Origin of the sequence: Bacteroides sp. AR29 (assembly GCF_900217715.1) — a bacterium.
GTDB lineage: Bacteria > Bacteroidota > Bacteroidia > Bacteroidales > Bacteroidaceae > Bacteroides > Bacteroides uniformis.
Genome location: NZ_OBMS01000006.1, coordinates 191,403 through 213,770, shown reverse-complemented (window position 1 = coordinate 213,770; position 22,368 = coordinate 191,403). Strand labels below are relative to the sequence as shown.

Here is a 22,368-nt window from a genome sequence, read left to right as displayed (position 1 = left end):
TAATCGAGCTGTTCTTCAAATGGCTCAAGCAGCATCTCAAGATAAAGAAATTTTGGGGCACAACAGAGAACGCTGTTCGCATACAAATCAGTGTGGCTATTATCACATACTGCCTTGTGGCTATTGTCCAACATGATATGAAGTTGAAACGCTCAACCTATGAAGTTTTGCAAATTCTCAGCATATCATTGACTGACAAAACCCACTTGCGTGACCTGTTCGATAAGACTAATTTCAATGATGTCAAAGATCTAAATAATCCCCTTATTCCGGGGCTATTTGATTAATTGTTTAACTCGTCCCATTTTAACGGGACACTAATGTAGAAATATTTATATGCATGAGATGAAAAATTTTAGCGGTTCTATAGTTCTACTGCTCTTTTTGTTGTACTCAGGAGCAGGCCATTGCAAGGATGTGTCGGTAAAGCCAATCACCGGTACATGGATAAATCTGGCATATCAGGATGTACGTAATAAGTATACCAATCCTCGGTATTTTGACAATACAGATCCGGATTTGTGGGAACAAAAGATACGAGAGTTATCAGATATGGGGATGGAATACTTGGTTTTTATGGCAGTAGCCAATGAAGGAAAGGCATATTATCCTTCCAAACTGATGCCGTGGGTATATCCTGCAAATAGGAAAAGTCCGGTGGATGCCATTATGGATGCGGCAGCCCGATTAGGGATGAAAGTTTTTATGAGTACCGGATGGGCTAAAGATCAGGATGACAATTTGCGTGACCCGGTGGTAAAGCAGAGACAGTTGGACATGATGAAAGAATTGGCGTCGATATATGGAACGCATGAGGCGCTTTATGGATGGTATTTGCCGGTTGAGGATTGTCTGTGCCCGATATTTCCGGAGCATGCGGTGCTTGCCGTCAATGCTCTGACCAAGCAGGCGCGTGCATTGACACCGGATAAGAAAATTTTAATATCCCCTTATGGTATTGTGAACTCTGACCTTGATAGCTCGGAATACGAGAAGCAGTTAGCCAAGTTGAAAGTTGATATCATAGCATACCAGGATGAGATTGGATGTGTACGAGAGGATTTTCCTCTGGTCCGTTTAAAGGAAAACTGGAAGAAACTGCGTACTATTCATGATCGGTTGGATATAGCTTTATGGGCAAATTGTGAAACATTCACATGGGAAAATAGACTTAACGACCGTACTTCCGCTTTGATTCCGGCTGCCTATTCACGCTTACTTTCTCAGCAAGCAGCAGCATCGGCAGCGGGAGTGGAGAATATTGTTTCTTTCATGTTTTGTGGCATCATTGAGAATCCGATGTCATCTTTTCAGTTAGGACAACCTATTTGGTCCAATTGTGCTTTTCAGAACTATATGGATTGGAAGCGGGGTACGAGATATTGGAAATTGCTTGAAGCTTCTTTCCTTGATAAATTGGCTAATGGTGCGACACCTGAGATGATAAGGGACGAAAAGACTCCATCGGCATTATTGGATGGCTTGATTGCTGAGGAAAACACCGGAGACATTTGTTGGATAATCTTTAATAAGGGATATCATGAGCTGCAGGTTGATTTGCAAAAGGAAATGGAGCTCCATGACGTTTTACTGCGTATGTTAAATTATAGGCCGGGAGGTATTAGACTGCCCTCGAAAGTCTATTTATATGCTTCACTAGATGGAGACTCGCATCGTTTATTATCTATTAAAGACACTCCTTCCTTCCAGAATGCCAAGCATGATGCCTGGATTGACGGAGTCTTGTTTGAAGGTATAGATGTCAATACCCGCTATCTCAAAGTTGCTTTTGAGGCAGATACGCCGGTGTATATGGATGAATTATTTGTTAATCCAGTAATCAGATAATAGGAAAGCCTCCCGATATTTTAGTGCATATTGGGAGGCCTTCTTTATTATCTCTATTTTTTTATCAGTCGAACAGGCTCTTGAACTTCTTGAATATTTTCTCCTTAATCGAAGTGTTCGGCTTGAAGTTATCCGATTCTTCCATCTCCTCCAATGCTCTCTTCTCATCCTTGCTCAGCGTTTCGGGTACGTATACGCTGACATTTACCAGCAAATCTCCCGTGCCGTATCCGTTCACGTTGGGTAAACCTTTGCCGCGCAGGCGGAGCACTTTTCCCGGTTGCGTACCTGAGTCAATTTTTACTTTCACCTTTCCATCAATCGTGGGAATTTCTACCGCACCACCCAAGGCTGCTGTCGGGAAGCTGAGGAGCAGATTGTAAATCAAGTCATTTTCGTCGCGTATCAGGTTCGGGTCTTGCTCTTCCTCTACAAGAATCAGCAGGTCACCCGGCATACCGTTGTGCTTGCCTGCATTTCCTTTTCCCCCCATAGAGAGTTGCATACCTTCTGCAACACCTTTCGGGATTTTTACGGTTACTACTTCTTCACCGTATACAATACCTTCACCGGCACATTCCTTACACTTGTTTTTGATGATTTTGCCTTCACCGCCACAAGTCGGACAAGTGGTTCTTGTTTGCATGGTGCCGAGTATGGTTTGCTGGTTACGGATTACCGTGCCACTGCCGTTACAAGTCGGGCAGGTTTCGGTGCCGCCGTTGCCTTCGGCTCCCGTACCATGACAGTGGGTACAAGGCACGTATTTCTTCAGCTTGAATTTCTTTTCCACACCGGTAGAGATTTCCTTGAGGTTCAGTTTTACCTTGACGCGCAAGTCCGAACCACGGTAACGGCGTTGTTGTGTGCCGCCACCTCCGCCGAAACCTCCAAAACCGCCAAAACCTCCTCCACTGTGTCCGCCAAAGATGTCACCGAACATGGAGAAGATGTCGTCCATGGACATGCCTCCACTGAAGCCGCCGAACGGACCACCATTACCGGCGGCACCACCCAGTCCGGCATGACCAAACTGATCGTAGCGGGCACGCTTGTCCGGATTGCTTAGTACGTCGTATGCCTCTGCCGCTTCCTTGAATTTCTCTTCGGCTGTTTTGTCGCCCGGATTCTTGTCCGGATGATATTGGATGGCTTTCTTGCGATAGGCTTTCTTTATTTCTTCTACCGTTGCTGTCTTTTCGACTTCCAATACTTCGTAGTAATCTCTTTTTTCCATACAGTTTTATGTTATTCTCCGACTACCACTTTGGCATGACGGATCACTTTGTCGTTTAGGATGTAACCGGTTTGTACACAGTCCAGAATTTTGCCTTTCAGTGCTTCATTGGGTGCCGGAATCACGGCGATGGCTTCGTGATAGTCTGTATCGAGCGGTTGTTCCTTTGTCTCTATTACCTTAACGCCGTTTTGTCCCAATACAGACATGAACTTGTTGTAGATAAGTTCAACGCCTTCTTTTACGGCGGCTACGTCGGTGGCTGTCTCCATGTTTTTGAGGGCGCGTTCAAAGTCATCCACAATGGGTAGGATACTGCTGATACTCTTTTCACCACCGTTCAGGATGAGTTCTGCTTTCTCCTTCATGGTACGTTTGCGGTAATTGTCAAACTCGGCAGACAAGCGCAGGTATTTGTCCTTCTGCTCTTCAATCTGTTCATTGGCCTTTTCCAGTTCCTGGGCGAGCTTTTCTTCTTCTGTCAGGGGAGCTTCGTTTTCTTGTGAAGTTTCTTGTCCGACAGTTTCTTCGTCACATTCGTTAGGAGTAGCTTGAGTTTTCAGCTCCTCTTCCTGGTTGTTTTCTTTTTCTTTCGGATTCATATTGTTATGCTTATTATTCTTGTAAAATGATTTTGCTTTCATTGCTGTTAAGGGTTTAAGTTAATACGATATCAGTACCCCAGCAAAAACTTTGCCAAAATGGATGTTTTTGCCGAAAACGCTGCAAAGGTAATACTTTTATGTCAGATTGACAGCGCTTCTCTGTGTCTATTCATGGAAAAATAACTATCTTTGCACTCGCAATTCGCAGACTAATAGGTATTAAATAGTAAATTGTAAATAAATAAATCGTAAATATAAAGATGATTACAGTCTCTAATGTCTCAGTACAGTTTGGTAAAAGAGTGTTGTTCAATGACGTAAACTTGAAGTTTACAAGTGGTAACTGTTATGGTATCATCGGTGCCAACGGCGCCGGAAAATCTACTTTCTTGAAAACGATTTCCGGAGAGCTGGACCCTACGACGGGCTCCATCATGCTGGCTCCGGGAGAGCGTCTTTCCGTTTTGAGCCAGGACCACTTCAAGTGGGATGCTTTTACGGTGATGGACACGGTGATGATGGGACACACGGTGTTGTGGGATATCATGAAGCAGCGTGAAGTGCTGTATGCCAAAGAGGATTTCACAGACGAGGATGGACTGAAGGTTTCCGAATTGGAAGAGAAATTTGCCGAGTTGGACGGCTGGAATGCCGAAAGCGATGCTGCCGCCTTGTTGAGTGGTTTGGGTATCAAGGAAGACAAGCATTATCTGTTGATGGGTGAGTTGAACAACAAAGAAAAGGTACGTGTCATGCTGGCGCAAGCTCTCTATGGAAATCCTGATAACTTGCTGCTGGACGAGCCTACCAATGACTTGGATATGGAGACCGTGACTTGGCTGGAAGAGTACCTCTCCAACTTTGAGCATACGGTGCTGGTGGTAAGCCACGACCGTCACTTCCTCGACTCCGTTTGTACGCATACGGTGGACATCGACTACGGAAAGATTAACCTCTTTGCCGGTAACTATAGCTTCTGGTACGAGTCCAGCCAGCTGGCGCTCCGTCAGCAGCAGAACCAGAAGGCAAAGGCCGAGGAGAAGAAGAAAGAGCTGGAAGAGTTTATCCGCCGATTCAGTGCCAATGTGGCAAAGAGCAAGCAGACTACCAGCCGCAAGAAGATGTTGGAGAAACTGAATGTAGAAGAAATCAAGCCGTCATCCCGTAAGTATCCGGGCATCATTTTTACGCCCGAACGCGAACCGGGTAATCAGATTCTGGAAGTTTCCGGTTTGACGAAAACGCTGGAAGATGGTACGGTGCTGTTCCGCGACGTCAACTTCAACGTAGAGAAGGGAGACAAGATTGTATTCCTTTCGCACGACCCGCGTGCCATGACCGCCCTGTTCGAGATTATCAACGAGAATATGAAACCGGATGCAGGTACTTTCAACTGGGGTGTGACTATCACCACCGCTTACCTGCCGCTGGACAATACTGCATTCTTTAATACAGACCTGAATCTGGTGGACTGGTTGAGCCAGTTCGGTGAAGGCAATGAAGTCTATATGAAGAGCTTCCTGGGACGTATGCTGTTCTCCGGCGAGGAGGTGCTGAAGAAAGCAAGCGTATTGTCGGGAGGTGAGAAGATGCGTTGCATGATTGCACGTATGCAGCTGCGCAATGCCAATTGCTTGATTCTGGATACACCTACCAATCACCTCGACTTGGAGTCTATCCAGGCATTCAACAATAATCTAAAGACCTATAAAGGCAATATCCTTTTCTCATCCCACGACCACGAGTTCATTCAGACGGTTGCCAACCGTATCATCGAATTGACTCCGAACGGTATTATCGACAAGATGATGGAGTATGACGAATACATCACTTCAGACCACATCAAGGAGTTGCGTGCACGTATGTACGCAACAAAGTGATAACGGAAGCTAAGGACTAAATAAGCATATTTTAAATCGTTCCATCATGAGGAAAAAATCGTTCCACCATGGTGGAACGATTCTTCTTTCATATCTTTTTGGTTTAATAAAGGCTTGTGCGATATTGAAAAAAAGAAGAAGGTGTGTTAGAATGATTTTTAGCTATCATTCTGACACGCCTTCTTTTGCTATTAAAAGAGTCTCTTTGTTCTTATTAAGGCGGGGAATAGTCTGAGTTATTGTTTCTCCTTATATATAATTTTGCCTTGGCTTTCGCCGAAAAGGTTGTCGCCTAGCGTGGTAATCTTATTCCCCGTGGCAAGCACATAGCGCAGGTTGTCGCATCCCATAAATGCTCCGTACTCAATGGCGGTTACACTGGCAGGAAGCACCAGCGTGCCGCACAAACGGCCGCAGCCACTGAATGCACGCTGTCCAATGCTTCTAAGCTCTTGCGGGAGCCGTACGTCCAGCAGATACTTCTTTTGGGTGAAAGTATAGTCGGGAATTGCAGTGGCATTACTGTTGGTCATGTCGATGGAAACCAGATTGGGCATATAGTCGCGTATCAATGTGAAGTCGGCTTCGTCCATTTTTCCTTCAACGGTCAGAAAGTTAACGTCTTTGGGCTGAAATCCGGCTCTTAACAGTTCGCTGGCAAGGCTGCCCATTTTACCAATCTGCACATTTACTGTCAGTGGTTCTCCTTCAATGAATGCAAAGGTTTCCCATTTCTTTTTGGTACGATAGGAGTCACTGCATCCCAATGGAACAAATATGGCTGTAACGCTATCGGCCAATGCTTCGGACAACAGATTGGGAGCCGTTTTCTTCCGTATCTGGCATATCTTGAGATTTTTGCATCCCTTAAAGGCAGCATCTTCGATGTTCTTGGTCTTGTCGGAAAGGATAATCCTGGTCAGCGTCTCCTTACCTACAAATGTACTGTCGTCCATTTGCTTGCAGAAGGCATATGCCGGAATGCAATTGGCAGGATATACATAAAAACGGTTTGGATAAGTCCCGTTCTTGCCTGCATACATGCTGATGGAGGCATTGGAAATGTCCAGCAGTTGCAGGTTTTTGAATTCATCCCGTAGATGCCTGAAATCTACGGCATTCAGCTTGCCCTGCAGGGTCAGTTGGGTGATTTCATTGGCTTCCGCTTCTGTCATCAGTTCCACCAGGGTACCAGGTTTGGCCACGTAGTATCTTTTGGATTTTTGTGCCGAGGCATTCAGCATTAACGCCAGTCCGGCAACGGCTAAAAGTATTTTTCTTAGTTTCATGTTTGTCGATTCCAGATTGATTTTTCAAATATAAGAAGAAACCGGCAGGAATACATGAAGTTTTTTCTTTTTATTATTATTTTTGTCGGATATTAATCAAAATGAGATACAAATGGAGACGGAAGAAACGGTGAAGGAAGAGTGTGTTGCTATGAGTAAAACAAAACGTATTTGGCTGGCATTCGTTGATATAGTACTGTTTACTGTACTTTTTATGATTTTTCTGTTTTTGTTTGCCATACCTTTTGCGATTGCTTTCCCTGAGTTGAAGACACAAGCTGGTGGGATGAGCGTCTATTCAATGATGTTGAATGAAGTCTTGATGTTGGCCAGTGGGCTTATTGCCGCTTGTATGGTGCTGGGTTTCAGGAAACTTCCTTTTTCGGGCTTGGGCTTGTCTTTGAAGGGATGGGGTAGAAGCCTGCTGAACGGAGCTTTGTTTGTCGTGTTCTTGTATGCAGTTGGTTTTGGCTTGTCTTTATTGTTGGGGGCTGTGGAAGTGGCAGGGGGCTTGTTTTCTCCCATTTCGTTGTTGTCGAGTCTTTTGCTTTATTTTTTAGTGGCAGTTACGGAAGAAGTTATTGGACGCGGTTTCATTTTAGGGCGTATGCTGGATGGAGGCGTCAATAAGTTTGTGGCATTGTTTATCTCTGCGGTGTTATTTTCGTTGATGCATCTTTTCAATCCCAGCTTTGCCTTCGTCCCGTTTTTGAATATCATGCTGGCGGGTTGTTTCTTGGGAGCTTCCTATATATACACGCGCAACCTCTGTTTCCCCATTGCCTTGCATTGGTTCTGGAACTGGATTCAAGGTTCTGTTTTGGGATATAAAGTCAGTGGAAATGAATTTAGCAATGAGAATCTGCTGATTCTTCACTTTCCGGAAGAAAATCTGATAAATGGAGGAACTTTCGGGTTCGAAGGTTCCATTCTGTGTTCACTACTTTTAGTGCTTGGTACAGTAATTATCTTAAGACACTATTATAAGGGATTAGGGATTAATGATTAGGGATTAATGATTAATGATTAATACGGAAACCATTAACCACTAATCATTAATCCCTAATCATTAATCCCTAATTCTGTTCCACTCCTTTCATTGTCAGCTGTATGCGTTTCCGGTCCATATCTATGCTGAGTACCTTTACGCGTATATGTTGATGAATGGACACTACTTCATTAGGGTCTGATATGAATCTGTCGGCGAGTTGGGAGAGGTGTACCAGTCCGTTTTCCTTGATGCCTATATCGACAAATGCGCCGAAGTTGGTGATGTTTCCTACGATGCCGGGCAATTCCATGCCTTCGCGCAGGTCGTTGATAGTGCGCACGTTCTTATCAAATTCAAATATTTTTATCGGTCCGCGTGGGTCACGTCCGGGCTTGTCCAGCTCTTGCAGGATGTCTTTCAGTGTCGGCATGCCCACGGTGGGGGAGAGGTAGCGTTCCGGATTAATCTTCAGACGCAGCTCCCGGCTGGCTATCAGCTCGGCTACGCTGCAACCCAAGTCCCTTGCCATTTGTTCTACGATGCAATAGCTTTCCGGGTGCACGGCAGTGTTGTCCAGCGGATTCTTTGCCTGCGGAATGCGTAGGAAGCCGGCACATTGCTCAAACGCCTTGGCACCCATGCGCGGCACTTTCATCAGTTCCTTGCGCGAGGTGAAGGCACCGTTTTCGGCGCGATAGTTCACAATGTTCTGTGCCAGTTGCGGACCCAATCCCGAGATGTAGGTCAGCAGATGGCTGCTTGCGGTGTTCAGGTTGACACCTACTAAGTTTACACAGTTTTCTACGGTCTGGTCCAGTGATTTTTTCAGCTTGGTTTGGTCCACATCATGCTGGTATTGCCCCACACCAATAGATTTCGGGTCAATCTTTACCAACTCTGCCAGCGGGTCCATCAGTCGTCTGCCTATGGACACAGCACCGCGTACGGTGACGTCGTAGTCGGGAAACTCGTCCCGTGCAATTTTAGAGGCCGAATAGATGGAAGCTCCCTGCTCGCTGACGATGAATATCTGTATGTCACGGTTGAAGCGCTGATGTTTCAAGAACTCCTCCGTCTCGCGGCTGGCAGTTCCATTACCTATGGCTACGGCATCTATCTTATAAGACTCTATCATCATTTGCAGCTTGGCAAATGCCTCTTTTTGCTTGCTGACCGGAGGGTGGGGGTAGATGTTCTCATTGTGGAGCAGATTTCCTTGTGCATCGAGGCACACAACTTTACAACCCGTACGAAATCCGGGGTCTATACCCATCACACGCTTTTGCCCCAGTGGTGAAGCCAGCAACAACTGACGGAGATTTTCGGCAAATACCTTGATGGCTTCCTCGTCGGCACGCTCTTTGCTTTGCGTGGCAAATTCCGTCTCTATGGATGGCTTCAATAGGCGTTTGTAGGAATCCTGCACGGCTTCTGCCACTTGCTGTCCGCAGGCGTTGTTGCTTCGCACGAATTGGCGTTCCAGCCGTTCCACGCACTCCTCATCGTCCGGGCTGATGCTGACTTTCAGCAGGCCTTCCGCTTCGGCACGCCGGATGGCGAGCAGGCGGTGGGAGCTGCATCGCTTCAACGATTCGGAGCAGTCGAAGTAGTCACGGTATTTGGTCGCTTCCTCTTCTTTGCCTTTCACCACCTTGGCGGTCAGTGTGCCTTGGCGGGCAAATGCGTTGCGCACGCTGTTTCGGGCACGTTCGTCTTCGCTAACATGCTCGGCTATGATGTCACGGGCACCTTTCAGTGCATCTTCCACGTTCTTCACGTCTCCTTTCACGTAACTGGCGGCGCGTTCCTCCGGATGGGGCTCACGTTGCAGCATCAGCAGGGTGGCGAGGGGTTCCAGTCCTTTTTGGCGGGCTGCTTCGGCACGTGTTTTCCGTTTGGGTTTGTAGGGGAGGTAGATGTCCTCCAGTAGGGTATTGTCCCAAGTCTCCTCGATACGTTTCTGAAGTTCGGTGGTCAGTTTACCTTGTTCCTGTATGGTGTTCAGGATGGTTTCTTTACGTTTGGCGATTTCGTTCAGCTTTTCGTAGTGGGTCTTTATGGATTCAATCTGCACTTCGTCCAGTCCTCCCGTCACTTCCTTTCGGTAGCGGCTGATGAAGGGGATGGTGGCACCATCGTTCAGCAATCCGAGGGTCTGTACTATTTGTTTCTCTGATATGCCGAGGGCGGCAGATATCATGCGGTGGAAATGTTGTATCATCGGTTCTCTCTTTTTATAATGGATGCCAAAAGTACGAAAAACAATCGTCGTACGAAAATAAACCCCATATTCTTGGAAAAATCATTTATTATTGCGAAGTTTGTCAACTATAACGAACTAATAAACAATAAATATGGAAGAAGCTAAAGGTCAATCGATTTTAGATAAAATGCTCACTACATTTATCAATACGTTAGTGAAAGCAGCCGAAAATGAGGCTCAAACACATTTCGGCAAAAACCTTGAGGAGGTATTGAAGCATTTCATGGCAAAAGTGAATAGCGATTTTGAAAAACAATGCCTGCTTTGGTATTTTACAAAAAAAGGTCAAACTATGACCGTGTCGTCAGAAGTCTTTGAGCGGATTGCGAAAGCGGCTGTTGCCTCGCGTGCGGCAAGCGAGAAGCTGTTTCATGGCCCACAGAAGGTAATCATTAAAGGAAAGGTCTATTATTCCCAAACCATTTCTTTCTATGAGAATGATGAATTTGATTATGCCTTGGGCTGTGCGACAATCTTCTTTGATGAGGAGGGCGTTCCCGTAGGCCTGAAGGATATTTATGACTTTAACGAAGCAAAACATCGTGATACCAATGCCGAGAGTGACACCACATTTATGGCTAAATTTGAAAAAGCAAATTTAGCAAAGTCCTACGCCATACTTTATGGCATTAATGACTACAAACTTAATGACTGATGTGTCTCGTGCCATATTGTCATGTATCATAGCATTATTCTGCTGTCTGTTACCGGTGTTCTCTATCACAGGAGAACATCCGGTACTGATTATCAGCTCCTATAATCCGGATGCCGGCCGTACTTCCGGCAACATCTCAGACTTTATGGAGGAGTTCCAACGCCTGGGCGGGACAAACACCATCGCATTGGAAAACATGAACTGCAAAAGCTTCTCCGAATCTCCCCTTTGGGAACGGAGGATGGTGGAGCTATTGTCCAAATACCAGGGCGATAACAGTCCGGCGCTGACCGTCCTTATTGGGCAGGAGGCTTGGGCTGCCTATCTTTCTCTGCCCGACTCTATACGCGGCAATACTCCGGTCGTAAGTGCATTGTCCAGCCGTAACGCCATATTGTTGCCGGGCGATACGGTCGACTTAAAGACCTGGATGCCCGAATCCGTCGACTTCTTCACGGATTTCCCCAGTTCGCCTATCAAGGCTGGCTTCGTTTATGAGTATGATGTGGAGGCCAACATCAATATGATAAAGCAGATGTATCCCGGCACCAAGAATATCGCTTTTGTCTCAGACAACAGTTATGGCGGCGTTGCCATGCAAGCCTATGTAGTGAAGGAGATGCAGAAGTTTCCGGAACTCAACCTGATTCTGCTGGACGGACGCGTCCATACCATATATACCATTTGTGACAGATTGCATGAGTTACCGGAAAATACAGCTATATTGATGGGGACATGGCGTGTGGACATGAACGATGGTTACTTCATGCGGAATGCAACCTACGCCATGATGGAAGCAGCTCCCACTTTGCCCACTTTCTCGCTCAGTTCCGTAGGCTTGGGATATTGGGCTGTGGCAGGTGTCGTTCCTGCCTACCGTGCTTTGGGCAAGGAGATGGCAAGACAGTCCTACCGCCTGCTGACCACCCCTCAGGATAGTGAGACCCATATGGAAATCATTCCGAATGAGACCATACTGGACGGTAAACTTGTGAAGGAAAAGAAACTGAATATCACCGGCCTTCCGCAGCCGGTAAAGATGCAGAACGTAACCCCTTCTTTCTACGAACAGTACAAGTATCATATCTGGTCTGTCGGTGCTGTTCTGTTGGTGCTGTTGGGCGGTTTGTTCGTTTCCCTTTACTTTTATTATCATACAAAGAAGTTGAAGGATGAACTGGAGGTATCCGAGGGTGCCTTGCGCGAAGCAAAAGACCGTGCCGAAGAATCCAGCCGTCTGAAGAGTGCTTTCCTTGCCAATATGAGCCACGAAATCCGTACGCCATTGAATGCGATTGTGGGCTTCTCGGACGTGCTGTCTGCCGGAGGAGCCTCGGAAGAAGAACAGCGTGGCTATTTCGAGATTATTAGGACCAACTCTGATTTGCTGCTTCGGTTGATTAATGACATATTGGATGTGTCCCGTTTGGAGGCCGACCGCGTCATCCTTTCTTTGGAGAGCTGCAATGTAGTGCAGATATGCCAGCAGGTAGTAGCTTCCGTGGCCCAGGCACGCAGGTCGACCAATCAATTCTTATTTGAGTGTGAACGTGAGGTAGTGGAGATGCGGACGGATGTGCAGCGTTTACAGCAGGTTGTGATAAATCTGCTTTCCAATGCGGACAAGTTTACAAAAGAAGGTACGATAACCTTGAAGCTGGAGCTGGATACGGCGAGGAATGTTGCAGTATTCTCGGTGACTGACACCGGTTGCGGCATTCCATTGGACAAACAGAAACGGGTGTTCGAACGTTTCGAGAAGCTGAACGAATATGTGCAGGGAACCGGCTTGGGCTTGTCTATCTGTAAGCTGACCGTTGAGAAGTGGGGCGGCGAGATTTGGATAGATCCTGCCTATACGGATGGAGCACGGTTTATGTTTACCCATCCTATGAACTTATAAGAACCGACAAGAAATAAGGAAATATGAAAAGATTTAGTTGTTTTTTTATCTGGATTTTTGTCCTGACAAGCATACTGCTTGCGCAGGAAAGAGAGGTGAAACTGAAAGTCGTACAGACCAGTGATATACACGGAAACTACTATCCCTACGACTTTATACGCCGCCGGGAGGCAACCGGCAGTCTGGCACGTGTGCATGCTTTGGTGCAAAAAGAACGTGAGGCTTATGGCAAAAATCTGATTCTCTTGGACAATGGTGACATTCTGCAGGGACAGCCCACAGCCTATTATTATAATTACATAGATACCGTTGCCCCTCATCTGGCAGCGGAGATGATGAATTTCATGGGGTATAATGCCGGCAATATGGGTAACCATGACGTAGAGACCGGCCGTACCGTTTTCGACCGTTGGGCAGGTGACTGCCGTTTTCCGATATTGGGTGCCAATATTGTGGATACTGCTACCGGAGAAACCCATTTCAAACCCTATGAGGTGCTGGAACGTGACGGAGTGAAAATTGTGGTTCTCGGTATGATAACTCCTGCCATCCCCGTGTGGCTTTCAGAGAATCTGTGGAAAGGGCTGCGTTTCGACGATATGGAGGAGACTGCCCGCAAATGGATGAAGATTATCCGTGAGCAGGAAAAGCCTGATTTGGTTATCGGTATGTTCCATGCCGGCCAGGATGCCCAGCTGATGGGAGGCAAGTATCGCGAAAACGCTTCGGTGGAAGTGGCGTGCAACGTGCCGGGATTCGATATTGTCCTGATGGGGCACGACCATGCGCGCGAATGCAAGAGGGTGTGCAACATAGCCGGTGACTCGGTACTGGTGATGGACCCTGCCAGCAACGGTGTCGTTGTGAGTAATGTGGATATAACCTTGAAACTGCGTGATGGTAAAGTTATAGACAAGAAGATAGACGGCATACTGTCCGATACGCAAGACTACGGCGTCAGCGAAGAGTTCATGCAACGCTTTGCCCCCGAAAATGAAGCTGTGCAGAATTTTGTTTCCAAGAAAATTGGTTCTTTTACCGAGACTATCTCCACACGTCCTGCTTATTTCGGTTCTTCCGCTTTTATAGACCTTATCCACGAATTGCAGTTGGCAATCAGCGGAGCGGATATTTCTTTTGCGGCTCCTTTGTCCTATGATACGGAAATCCGTAAAGGAGACATTTTTGTGAACGATATGTTCAATCTGTATAAGTACGAAAATATGCTTTACACCATGCGTCTGACGGGGAAGGAGATACGCGATGCCTTGGAGATGTCGTATGATTTGTGGACCAATCGGATGAAGTCTCCGGACGACCATATCCTTCTCTTCCGTGAGAAGCGCCGCGAAGGTGCTACGGATAGGGCCTCATTCAAGAATTTCAGTTTCAACTTCGATTCTGCGGCGGGTATTATCTACACGGTGGATGTGACCAAGCCGGATGGGGAGAAGGTAACCATTCTCAGCATGGCAGACGGTACCCCGTTCGATATGGATAAAATGTATAAGGTAGCGGTGAATTCTTATCGCGGAAACGGTGGCGGCGAATTGCTGACAAAGGGTTCCGGCATCTCGCAGGATGAATTGAAGGAGCGCATCATCCACTCTACGGATAAGGACTTACGCTATTATCTGATGCAGTACATCGAGCGAAAGAAGGTGATTGAACCGCGTGCGCTGAATCAGTGGAAGTTTATTCCCGAAGAATGGGTGGCTCCGGCTTCCATGCGTGATTATGAGTTCTTGTTTGGCAAAGTTAAAGAATAATTCACTATCTTTGCGGCTCAGAATCTATAATGTAAGTTTTTGGACGTGAAGCAGAAGAAAAAAATTATAGGCGCATTGAGCTTGCTGGTACTGTTTATCATGTACCAGGCAAGCATCACCGCGTTCACTCACGTCCATTATGTGAATGGGGTGATGATAACGCACTCGCACCCTTTTCATGGCACACACTCTCACTCCCAGACTTCCCTTCTGGTCATCGGGCATTTGTCGGCATTCTACTCTTCCGGAGTGGATGTGTATGAGGTTCAGCACCCGATGCGTCCTTTGCTGGCCATGCTCAGAGCCAAACCGGCAACACCTACTGTTAAGGGGGAAGTGATACGTACCCTTTCCCTTCGCGCTCCTCCCGCTCTTTTTTCATAGTCATTAGGTTTAAAAACGCCTGGATTTTTTGTATGTAGATACCAGGCATTTTAGTCTCGAAGTCCGGCATTTCAGTGAACGAAGTGCGGCATCTCGGATGATTATCTTTTTTCAGACTTGAATTATTTTTTTTATTTAGAGCGCTAATTTGATGAAACAATACATTTTGGCGTTGGTACTTGCAGTGGTAAGTGCCAGCGTAGCTTTTGCCGTAAATTCTATAAAAGAAGGCAATATGATTTCCGGCCATGTGATAGTGAAAGGTACGGAGGAAAATATACCGTATGCCACGGTTTTGATTATCGGCAGTGGTCAGGGAACGGTTTCCAATGAAGAAGGACAATTTGAGTTCCGCAAGCTTCCGGCGGGAAAATACAAGCTCCGTGTGTCGGCAGTGGGCTACAAGACCCAAGAGAAGGAAGTGACGGTGAGCAAGGACTTTACTGCCGTCATACATTTCCCGATGGAAGAGGAGAGTTTCATGACCGATGAAGTGGTGGTATCCGCCAACCGCAACGAGGTAAGCCGCAAGGCAGCTCCGGTAGTTGTAAATGTGATGAGTACCAAATTGTTCGAGATGGTCAACTCCACCGACCTTGCCAAGACACTGAACTACCAGTCGGGCTTGCGTGTGGAGAATAACTGCCAGAACTGTGGTTTCCCCCAGGTGCGCATCAATGGCTTGGAAGGTCCGTATTCGCAGATATTGATAAACAGCCGTCCCATCATCAGTGCATTGAGCGGTGTGTACGGATTGGAGCAAATCCCCGTGAACATGATTGAACGGGTAGAAGTGGTGCGTGGCGGAGGCTCTGCCCTGTTTGGCGCCAATGCTGTGGGAGGAACTATCAATATTATAACCAAAGACCCCATCAACAATTCCTTCCAGGTATCGAGCATGTTCTCCAATATGGACGGCAAGTCCTGGGAGCAATATATGGGTGGCAATGTGTCTCTGGTAGCCAAAGACAATTCTTACGGCATCGCCTTTTATGAGAGTTACCGCAACCGTAACCCCTACGACCGCGATGGCGATGGCTTTTCCGAGCTGGGCAAGCTGAACATGAATACCTTCGGTTTCCGCGCCTATTACCGTCCTACGCATTTCAGCCGCATCAATCTGGAATACCATACCACTAACGAACTTCGTCGCGGAGGCAACAAATTCGATTTGCAGCCGCACGAGACGGACATCACCGAGCAGACCAAGCATATCATCAATAGCGGAGGCGTGAGCTATGATTTGTTCTGGAAAGAGTACAAGCATAAGATTTCGGCTTACACCTCCATCCAGCACACCGACCGCAACAGCTACTATGGTGCCCAAAAGAACATGAATGCCTACGGCAAGACGAAAGACCTGACCTGGGTTGCCGGCGGCATGTACGTGGGCAATATGGACAACTGCTTCTTTGCCCCCGCCACCTTCACCGGCGGACTGGAATATCAGAACAACTCCCTGCACGACATCATGACCGGCTATCATCGTGACATGGAGCAGGATGTCCGCATTGCCAGCGCCTTCGTGCAGAATGAGTGGAAGATGAACGTACTGACCATGCTGGTCGGCGCCCGCCTGGACAAACACAACCTGATAGACAAGCTTATTTTCAGCCCCCGCGTCAACCTGCTCTACAAGCCGGCAGATGATTTTCAGGCACGCTTGACTTACTCTACCGGTTTCCGCGCTCCGCAGGCATACGATGAGGACTTGCACGTGACGGCAGTAGGCGGCAAGGGAGTCCAAATCAAACTCGCCGATAACCTGAGTGAAGAACGCTCCAACAGTTACAGCGGTTCGGTGGACTGGACTGCCCATCTGGGACACTGGCAGGCAAACATCCTGGTGGAGGGTTTCTATACAGACCTGCGCCACGTCTTTGTGCTCGAAGATATCGGCAAGAACGAAGTAGGGGATGTCATCAAGGAGCGCCGCAACGGAAACGGTGCACGCGTATATGGTGCCAATCTGGATGTAAAGATTGCCCATGGCAAGGAGGCGCAGTTCCAGCTCGGATTTACGGCACAGCGCAGCCGCTATACCCATGAGGAAGCCTGGACGAAGGTGGACGGAGAAGACCTTACCACCAAGCGCATGCCCCGTACACCTGATTATTACGGGTACTTCACTTTCTCCTCCGCACCGGTAAAGAATTTTGATTTCTCTCTTTCCGGTACCTATACGGGAAAGATGATTGTTCCGCACTACGCACCGGAAGATGCTCCCGAGGGTGCCTTCTGTAATATCACTTCAGACCGCATGGAGCATACTCCCCAATTCCTGGACCTGAATGTGAAGCTGAACTACACCTTTGTGCTTCACGACCATATCAAACTCCAGTTGAACACGGGTGTACAGAACATCTTCAACAGTTTCCAGAAAGACCTGGATAAAGGGGAATTCCGCGATGCGGGTTATTTCTACGGACCGACGCAGCCGAGAACCTTTTTTATCGGTTTCAAGATAATGAACTAAAAGTTTCCATTTAAGAATTTTTAGAGCTAAATTCCGCAAAATAGTCCTACATTTGTCGCCAAAGCACAAAAACCATGGATACTAAGAGAATACGGAATGTAGACATTTCCCAGATACATCATTTGCCGATGATTGATTTCATCGGCAATGATTTTGCTATTTTTAATGACATCAAGGATATGCCTTTGAGCTCTTATCCCACCCGTTTGAATGCTGCTTGCCTGACTGTCTGTTTGAAAGGGTGGTGCAAACTGGAACTCAACCTGCAGCAATGTGAAATGCGGGAAGGTATGTTGGGCATTATTCTTCCCGACCAGATTGTTCTGCAACGGGAACGCTCCGAAGATTTTTCCGGACTTTTCATTGCTGTTTCAAGGGATTTTATGGATATGGTGATACCTACCATGCAACAGCTTTTCCCTATGTTTTTCATGATTAAGGAGCGGCCCCTCGTTCACATCACTCCGGAGGAATCCCAATCGTTTCAGGAGTATCACTCTTTTCTTTGGAGCAAGGTGAAGCTGAAAGACAATCCTTTCCGTAAGGAAATCACTCAGGGGTTGCTGTTGGCCCTTTTTTATGAGATATATAATATCTATCAAGGACATGTCATCCAGGAACGCATTCCCAAAAGCAGGAAGGAAGACTTGTTCGAGCGCTTTATCCGTGCTATTTCCGAGTCCTATAAGGAAGAGCGCAGTGTGTCCTACTATGCTGATAAGATGTTCCTCACTGCCAAGCACCTTTCCACCGTAGTGAAGGAAATCAGCGGAAAGACGGCGGGCGAATGGATTGACAGTCTCGTCGTTTTGGAAGCCAAAGCCTTGTTGAAGTCTTCCGAGCTGAGCATTCAGGAAATTGCAGACGAGCTGCACTTTGCCAACCAGTCGTTCTTTGGCAAGTATTTCAAGCATCACACCGGTATGTCACCTAAAGAATATCGCCGGCAATAGGTTCAATGTGACGGAATAATGTTTATTTTTGCGGTAAAGATTTACCCCCAAAATAAACTATCATGGAAAAAAGAGAAATTGACCTTACTGTTTCCTGCTATGGAAAGGTGAAAGGAGTGAAGTATGACGTTGTCATCCTACCTTGGGGAGCTACGGAGCCCCATAATCTGCATCTGCCTTATCTCACTGATTGTATTCTGCCGCATGATATTGCCGTAGATGCGGCTGCACTGGCTTTGCAGAATTCCGGTGTACGCTGTATGGTGATGCCTCCCGTACCTTTCGGTGCACACAATCCGGGGCAGCGCGAACTTCCGTTCTGCATCCATACCCGCTATTCCACCCAGCAGGCCATTCTGGAAGACATAGTTGCCTCCCTCTATGCACAAGGCATGCGTAAGCTGATTATTCTCAGCGGTCATGGCGGCAACAACTTCAAGGGAATGATTCGTGACCTGGCGTTTGTGTATCCCGATTTTCTGATTATCGCTGCCGACTGGTTCAGCATCGTCCCTCCCAAAGACTACTTTGAGGCTGTTGTCGACGACCATGCCGGCGAGTCTGAGACTTCCGTTATGATGCATTACCATCCCGAGCTGGTGAATTTGGCTGAGGCCGGTGACGGGGAATCCAAACCGTTTGCCATTCCTTCCTTGAATGAAAAGGTTGGCTGGGCTCCTCGCCATTGGGATAAGGCTACAGTCGACAGCGGGGTAGGGAACCCCAAAAAAGCTTCTGCCGAGAAAGGAGAACGTTATATGAAACCGGTGGTGGAGAAGTTGTCGAAGCTCTTTACGGAAGTCGGTCAAGGAAGTCTGTATTGATGTACTTGGCTTCCGGCTATATATAAAAATAGGCAATAACCATTGTGGATATTGCCTATTTTTTTAGTGCACCCTAAAAACTAATCTCTTTACTCTTATAAAAACTAATCTTTCTCTATTTCGAGTACAAAATTAGAAGGTTTTTGCGGGTTATGAATTGACATAAGTCAAAAATCTCATTCGGATATTATTTTTTCAAACGTGCCCAAAAGCCCTTCTTTTTCTGCCGGACCGGTTCACTGTTTTCGCGAAACAGTTCTTCGTAGGTCAGCCCGTCATGCACCATGCGGTAGATGCTTCCCCAGTCGGGCAGTCCGCCCAGGTTGCGGTCATCGATAAAGAGATCGGCTTTTACTTTGCGTGAAAAACCGGTGTGTGCGATGTCTTCTTCCGGATAGTCCCGGTTGACGGCATAGAATTCCACACCCCGTTTCCTACACCATTCCACAGCTTCCTCCAGGAGCTTCCCTTCACGTACCGACCATAAAATCAGCCGGTGACGCTCGTTTATCAGCATCTTCAGCGTAGCGGTGGCAAAGGGAATTTCTTCTCCTATCTGGGGATAGCGGTGTTCTACAATGGTACCGTCAAAATCAATGGCTATGGTCATAGGCAGATAAATTGCTTAAAGGGGATTATAGGTTATGCCGTTCGCTTTATTTTCCGGTTGTACCGCCTGAATGCTTGTTGATAGGGGTATTGCTGTATTCTTCGGTATAGCCCGTGTAGCAATTCAGTTGGACAACAACCTGTTTTTTCGCACCGTTTACGAATACGGGGAATGTATATGTCTTCGTCTGGGTTTTGCTGCGGCTGCCGAAAACCAGTTGGTTGTTTCCGCTGATGGCGGTCTTCAATTCTTTTTCTACGGTGTAATAGCCATTCTTGCTGCCTTCGGCGTTGGTGATACACTTTTCGATGACAGAAGCCAGTCCTTTAGAGGCTCCCACGGCTTGCAATGCAGCTTCCGGGGTAGTGGTGTAGTCCCAGCCGCACTTGGTGATTACCTTCAGAGTGGCGGTCAGTGCCGAGTAATCTCTGTTTTCAATCTTGATTACACCGTTTTCTCCGTTCACGGTGTTATATCCGCCTTGCTGTATTTTGCTTACAGTTTTGCTTGGCAGGATATTGGTCAGATACTTGCCTTGTATTTTTTCGCCTTCGGGAATTGTAATGACGTAGTTGCCGTCTTTGTAGGTTACGTCTCCAAAGTGTACGGCAGCTCTTGTGACAACAGCATCTTTCAACGCTTCCATGGAGGCAGGGTCAAAGTAAGAGCCGGTGCTTGCACTACCTGTTACCGCTGTCTTTATTTCAATAGGAGCTTTGGCCACCGCATCTTCCGGTGTCACTTTGATGGCTACTGCCGTCACGGGCACCGCTTCTTCTTTCGGAGTTTCTGCCACCTCTTCGCTTGTGCTGGCTTTCGGCTCTTCGTAAGTTACGGCGGCAATAGTCGTGCCTTCTTCAGCAGCTTGTGCCGGTACGGATACGGTTGTGGTAGTGGCTGCTTCTTCCGCAGAGGTTTCGTTCTGGGCAGCTTCCACGTTGGTTTCCTTGTCAGCTTCTACTGTCACTTCTTCTACATTTTCAAAGCTGATGGCTTTCGCCATTTTCACATTCAGAGTGGTTTGTGTACGATTGGCGGTGCTTGCGGCAATGGTCACTTTGCTTTCCATGCTTTCCATGTCGGTAGCTGTGAATTTCAGGTTATATTCACCGGTTTCTTTCACGGTCAGCATGTACACGCCTTGTGCATCGGTAGTAGCTGTCAGGTTGTTTCCGGCATCTACCTGGGCACCGGTCAATGCACCGCCGGTAGCTGTCACTGTGCCCACAATGTAATATTCCTTTTCCGTTTCCAGCGGATCTACTACTTCTTCATTCTCTTTGTCATCGTCACCACAGGCGATGAGTGCTACAGTACTAAAGGCCATGGCAAACATCAGCAGACCTCCAAAAAACAAATTTTTCTTTTTCATAACTTTGTCAATTAATAAAATTCAAGTGTTTAATTAATATTTATTTTGATAACTCCCGTTGTATTTCTTTTGATAGTTCCCGTTGTATTTCTTTTATAAGGAAGTAGCGTATATAGTCCGGCTGGTAGAAGTTGCTGCTCCGGTTCTCGTCAGGGCGTGTGCTGTAACTTCTTCCCAGTCGTTTTTCTATGTATTCTCCATCTGCCACCATGCCGTATGTCCATGTAAAGTAGTCGGCAGGCTTTACCCTGAAGAATCCTTTCCGGCTCCATTTCTTTCCCGGCAGGGGGATGGCAAAATGAAATCCTCCGTTTATCTCTCCGTCCGTACAGAGGGCATACAAGCCGATGGCATACTCTCCGAAGTGCCGCGTACAGTCTCCTCTCACTCCATAATCACCGTAAATATACCTCCCTGCTTTCAGGTCGAACTGCAAGTTGAGGTGCGGTTCGTAGTACGAAGCGTTCAGCGAGGCATTGATACGTTGTTTTCTGCCCATATACCATCCGTCTTCCCGGGTGACGGCGGAGAAACCGGTGGAGCCTGCCGTTCCGCCCAGTTCCCAGCGTCCGTTGTCGGTGCGGTATTTTATTTCCAGTTGCGCACCGTAGCGGTTGTTGGTAAAGTTGCCCACCGTCATTTTCCCGAAGATATTATGCCTGAAACGTACTTCCTGAGATAAAGCGATGATTCCCGGTCTTATCCGGTTCATCTCTCCGCTCAGGTTGGTGGCTACGGGCAGTATCACTTGTGCGGTCATTTTCCCGCCTTTCCACAGAGCCATTTCCACAGCCGGATTCAGGTTGATGGCATACGTATACAGTTCGTCAAACGTATTGTTCTCTAAAAACAAATCGGGATATACCACCAAATCCACCTTCCAGGCAGACGGCGCTTCTTCCCGACCGGCGTTTTTCAATACCTTCATGGCAGGGTCTGTATCCGCTGTAATCCCCATCTGCCGATATACCTGTATCAGGCTGATTTCCCCGTTTCTGTATGCTTCCGTCAGCGTGTCCGGCAGATTGATGCAAAGCTTCGGTATCAGGTTTTCCAGTACCACTAACTGCAAATCTCCCTTCGTCTTGCTTCCCAAGCAGGCATCTATGGCTTTGCCCACCCCGGTGCAGGAACTTCTATACACATTGTTCTCAAAGCTTACGGTAGTCATCCCCGGTGTCTGTACACATCGGATGTTTTCCATCCCGATGGCTTTCAAGCTCTCTGTCACTTGAGCATCTGCCGTTGCAAAAAAGCAACCGAACACTGCCGCAAGCATCCACTTCAAACCGCCTTTTCTCTTAATATC

At 47.2% G+C, this 22,368-nt stretch carries 17 protein-coding genes and 1 pseudogene; 11 read left to right on the top strand and 7 right to left on the bottom strand.

Annotated elements, in window-relative coordinates:
• Positions 1-287 (top strand): annotated as a pseudogene (locus tag CSD97_RS06120) (IS4 family transposase); the annotation flags it as partial.
• Between the two features lie 58 nt (positions 288-345).
• The gene (locus CSD97_RS06115; RefSeq protein WP_173675100.1) at positions 346-1,848 is read left to right on the top strand and encodes a DUF4434 domain-containing protein; all 1,503 of its coding nucleotides are present in this window, start codon (positions 346-348) and stop codon (positions 1,846-1,848) included.
• Between the two features lie 64 nt (positions 1,849-1,912).
• On the opposite strand, the gene dnaJ is transcribed toward CSD97_RS06115, so the two are convergent.
• Positions 1,913-3,085, bottom strand: a complete 1,173-nt coding sequence (dnaJ, locus tag CSD97_RS06110) for a molecular chaperone DnaJ (RefSeq protein ID WP_098032107.1) — start codon at positions 3,083-3,085, stop codon at positions 1,913-1,915.
• 11 nt (positions 3,086-3,096) lie between these two features.
• Positions 3,097-3,729, bottom strand: a complete 633-nt coding sequence (locus tag CSD97_RS06105; protein ID WP_005827933.1) for a nucleotide exchange factor GrpE — start codon at positions 3,727-3,729, stop codon at positions 3,097-3,099.
• 221 nt (positions 3,730-3,950) lie between these two features.
• Here CSD97_RS06105 and CSD97_RS06100 point away from each other — a divergent pair, with 221 nt between their 5' ends.
• Positions 3,951-5,570, top strand: a complete 1,620-nt coding sequence (locus CSD97_RS06100) for an ATP-binding cassette domain-containing protein (RefSeq protein ID WP_005827934.1) — start codon at positions 3,951-3,953, stop codon at positions 5,568-5,570.
• A 236-nt stretch (positions 5,571-5,806) separates the two neighbouring features.
• Here CSD97_RS06100 and CSD97_RS06095 read toward each other — a convergent pair whose 3' ends face one another.
• Complete coding sequence (locus CSD97_RS06095) at positions 5,807-6,859, bottom strand: leucine-rich repeat domain-containing protein (protein ID WP_098032106.1); 1,053 nt, start codon at positions 6,857-6,859, stop codon at positions 5,807-5,809.
• A gap of 112 nt (positions 6,860-6,971) precedes the next feature.
• Here CSD97_RS06095 and CSD97_RS06090 point away from each other — a divergent pair, with 112 nt between their 5' ends.
• Positions 6,972-7,868: a type II CAAX endopeptidase family protein gene (locus CSD97_RS06090; protein ID WP_098032105.1), complete on the top strand. Its 897-nt coding sequence runs from the start codon at positions 6,972-6,974 to the stop codon at positions 7,866-7,868.
• A 67-nt stretch (positions 7,869-7,935) separates the two neighbouring features.
• Here the strand turns inward: CSD97_RS06090 and CSD97_RS06085 are convergent, their stop codons facing one another.
• Positions 7,936-10,071 carry a Tex family protein gene (locus tag CSD97_RS06085; RefSeq protein WP_098032104.1) on the bottom strand — a complete coding sequence of 712 codons (2,136 nt, stop codon included), beginning with the start codon at positions 10,069-10,071 and terminating at the stop codon, positions 7,936-7,938.
• A gap of 133 nt (positions 10,072-10,204) precedes the next feature.
• Between CSD97_RS06085 and CSD97_RS06080 the strand changes: the two genes are divergently transcribed.
• The 7 genes from CSD97_RS06080 (at position 10,205) to CSD97_RS06050 (ending at position 19,077) form a co-directional block, all read left to right on the top strand.
• On the top strand, positions 10,205-10,768 hold the full coding sequence (locus tag CSD97_RS06080; protein WP_098032103.1) for a hypothetical protein: 564 nt from the start codon (positions 10,205-10,207) through the stop codon (positions 10,766-10,768).
• Positions 10,737-12,671: a HAMP domain-containing sensor histidine kinase gene (locus tag CSD97_RS06075; RefSeq protein ID WP_244284017.1), complete on the top strand. Its 1,935-nt coding sequence runs from the start codon at positions 10,737-10,739 to the stop codon at positions 12,669-12,671. The genes CSD97_RS06080 and CSD97_RS06075 overlap by 32 nt, the downstream gene beginning before the upstream one ends.
• A 23-nt stretch (positions 12,672-12,694) precedes the next feature.
• Entirely contained in the window at positions 12,695-14,440 is a 1,746-nt protein-coding gene (locus CSD97_RS06070; protein ID WP_057097967.1) for a bifunctional metallophosphatase/5'-nucleotidase, read from the top strand.
• A 45-nt stretch (positions 14,441-14,485) separates the two neighbouring features.
• Positions 14,486-14,824, top strand: coding sequence for a hypothetical protein (locus CSD97_RS06065; RefSeq protein WP_009036859.1), 339 nt, complete (start codon positions 14,486-14,488; stop codon positions 14,822-14,824).
• A 151-nt stretch (positions 14,825-14,975) separates the two neighbouring features.
• Entirely contained in the window at positions 14,976-17,300 is a 2,325-nt protein-coding gene (locus tag CSD97_RS06060) for a TonB-dependent receptor (protein ID WP_098032101.1), read from the top strand.
• Between the two features lie 74 nt (positions 17,301-17,374).
• Entirely contained in the window at positions 17,375-18,253 is an 879-nt protein-coding gene (locus CSD97_RS06055) for a helix-turn-helix domain-containing protein (RefSeq protein ID WP_098032100.1), read from the top strand.
• 62 nt (positions 18,254-18,315) lie between these two features.
• Positions 18,316-19,077 (top strand): creatininase family protein, encoded by a 762-nt coding sequence (locus CSD97_RS06050; RefSeq protein WP_098032099.1) that lies wholly within the window; start codon positions 18,316-18,318, stop codon positions 19,075-19,077.
• Between the two features lie 187 nt (positions 19,078-19,264).
• Here the strand turns inward: CSD97_RS06050 and CSD97_RS06045 are convergent, their stop codons facing one another.
• The 3 genes from CSD97_RS06045 to CSD97_RS06035 are packed head-to-tail and all read right to left on the bottom strand — an operon-like array spanning position 19,265 to position 22,338.
• Entirely contained in the window at positions 19,265-19,687 is a 423-nt protein-coding gene (locus CSD97_RS06045) for a hypothetical protein (RefSeq protein ID WP_098032098.1), read from the bottom strand.
• Positions 19,688-19,733: 46 nt separating this feature from the next.
• The gene (locus CSD97_RS06040; RefSeq protein WP_098032097.1) at positions 19,734-21,059 is read right to left on the bottom strand and encodes a carboxypeptidase-like regulatory domain-containing protein; all 1,326 of its coding nucleotides are present in this window, start codon (positions 21,057-21,059) and stop codon (positions 19,734-19,736) included.
• 40 nt (positions 21,060-21,099) lie between these two features.
• On the bottom strand, positions 21,100-22,338 hold the full coding sequence (locus CSD97_RS06035; RefSeq protein ID WP_173675101.1) for a YjbH domain-containing protein: 1,239 nt from the start codon (positions 22,336-22,338) through the stop codon (positions 21,100-21,102).
• Positions 22,339-22,368 lie beyond the last annotated feature (30 nt).

Bases quoted from the DNA above. Each gene is read 5' to 3' on its own strand.
- CSD97_RS06060 (WP_098032101.1), top strand. From the start codon at position 14,976: ATGAAACAATACATTTTGGCGTTGGTACTTGCAGTGGTAAGTGCCAGC.
- CSD97_RS06040 (WP_098032097.1), bottom strand. From the start codon at position 21,059: ATGAAAAAGAAAAATTTGTTTTTTGGAGGTCTGCTGATGTTTGCCATG.
- CSD97_RS06085 (WP_098032104.1), bottom strand. From the start codon at position 10,071: ATGATACAACATTTCCACCGCATGATATCTGCCGCCCTCGGCATATCA.
- CSD97_RS06075 (WP_244284017.1), top strand. From the start codon at position 10,737: ATGGCATTAATGACTACAAACTTAATGACTGATGTGTCTCGTGCCATA.
- CSD97_RS06050 (WP_098032099.1), top strand. From the start codon at position 18,316: ATGGAAAAAAGAGAAATTGACCTTACTGTTTCCTGCTATGGAAAGGTG.
- CSD97_RS06100 (WP_005827934.1), top strand. From the start codon at position 3,951: ATGATTACAGTCTCTAATGTCTCAGTACAGTTTGGTAAAAGAGTGTTG.
- dnaJ (WP_098032107.1), bottom strand. From the start codon at position 3,085: ATGGAAAAAAGAGATTACTACGAAGTATTGGAAGTCGAAAAGACAGCA.
- CSD97_RS06095 (WP_098032106.1), bottom strand. From the start codon at position 6,859: ATGAAACTAAGAAAAATACTTTTAGCCGTTGCCGGACTGGCGTTAATG.
- CSD97_RS06105 (WP_005827933.1), bottom strand. From the start codon at position 3,729: ATGAAAGCAAAATCATTTTACAAGAATAATAAGCATAACAATATGAAT.
- CSD97_RS06080 (WP_098032103.1), top strand. From the start codon at position 10,205: ATGGAAGAAGCTAAAGGTCAATCGATTTTAGATAAAATGCTCACTACA.
- CSD97_RS06090 (WP_098032105.1), top strand. From the start codon at position 6,972: ATGGAGACGGAAGAAACGGTGAAGGAAGAGTGTGTTGCTATGAGTAAA.
- CSD97_RS06035 (WP_173675101.1), bottom strand. From the start codon at position 22,338: ATGCTTGCGGCAGTGTTCGGTTGCTTTTTTGCAACGGCAGATGCTCAA.
- CSD97_RS06055 (WP_098032100.1), top strand. From the start codon at position 17,375: ATGGATACTAAGAGAATACGGAATGTAGACATTTCCCAGATACATCAT.
- CSD97_RS06045 (WP_098032098.1), bottom strand. From the start codon at position 19,687: ATGACCATAGCCATTGATTTTGACGGTACCATTGTAGAACACCGCTAT.
- CSD97_RS06070 (WP_057097967.1), top strand. From the start codon at position 12,695: ATGAAAAGATTTAGTTGTTTTTTTATCTGGATTTTTGTCCTGACAAGC.
- CSD97_RS06115 (WP_173675100.1), top strand. From the start codon at position 346: ATGAAAAATTTTAGCGGTTCTATAGTTCTACTGCTCTTTTTGTTGTAC.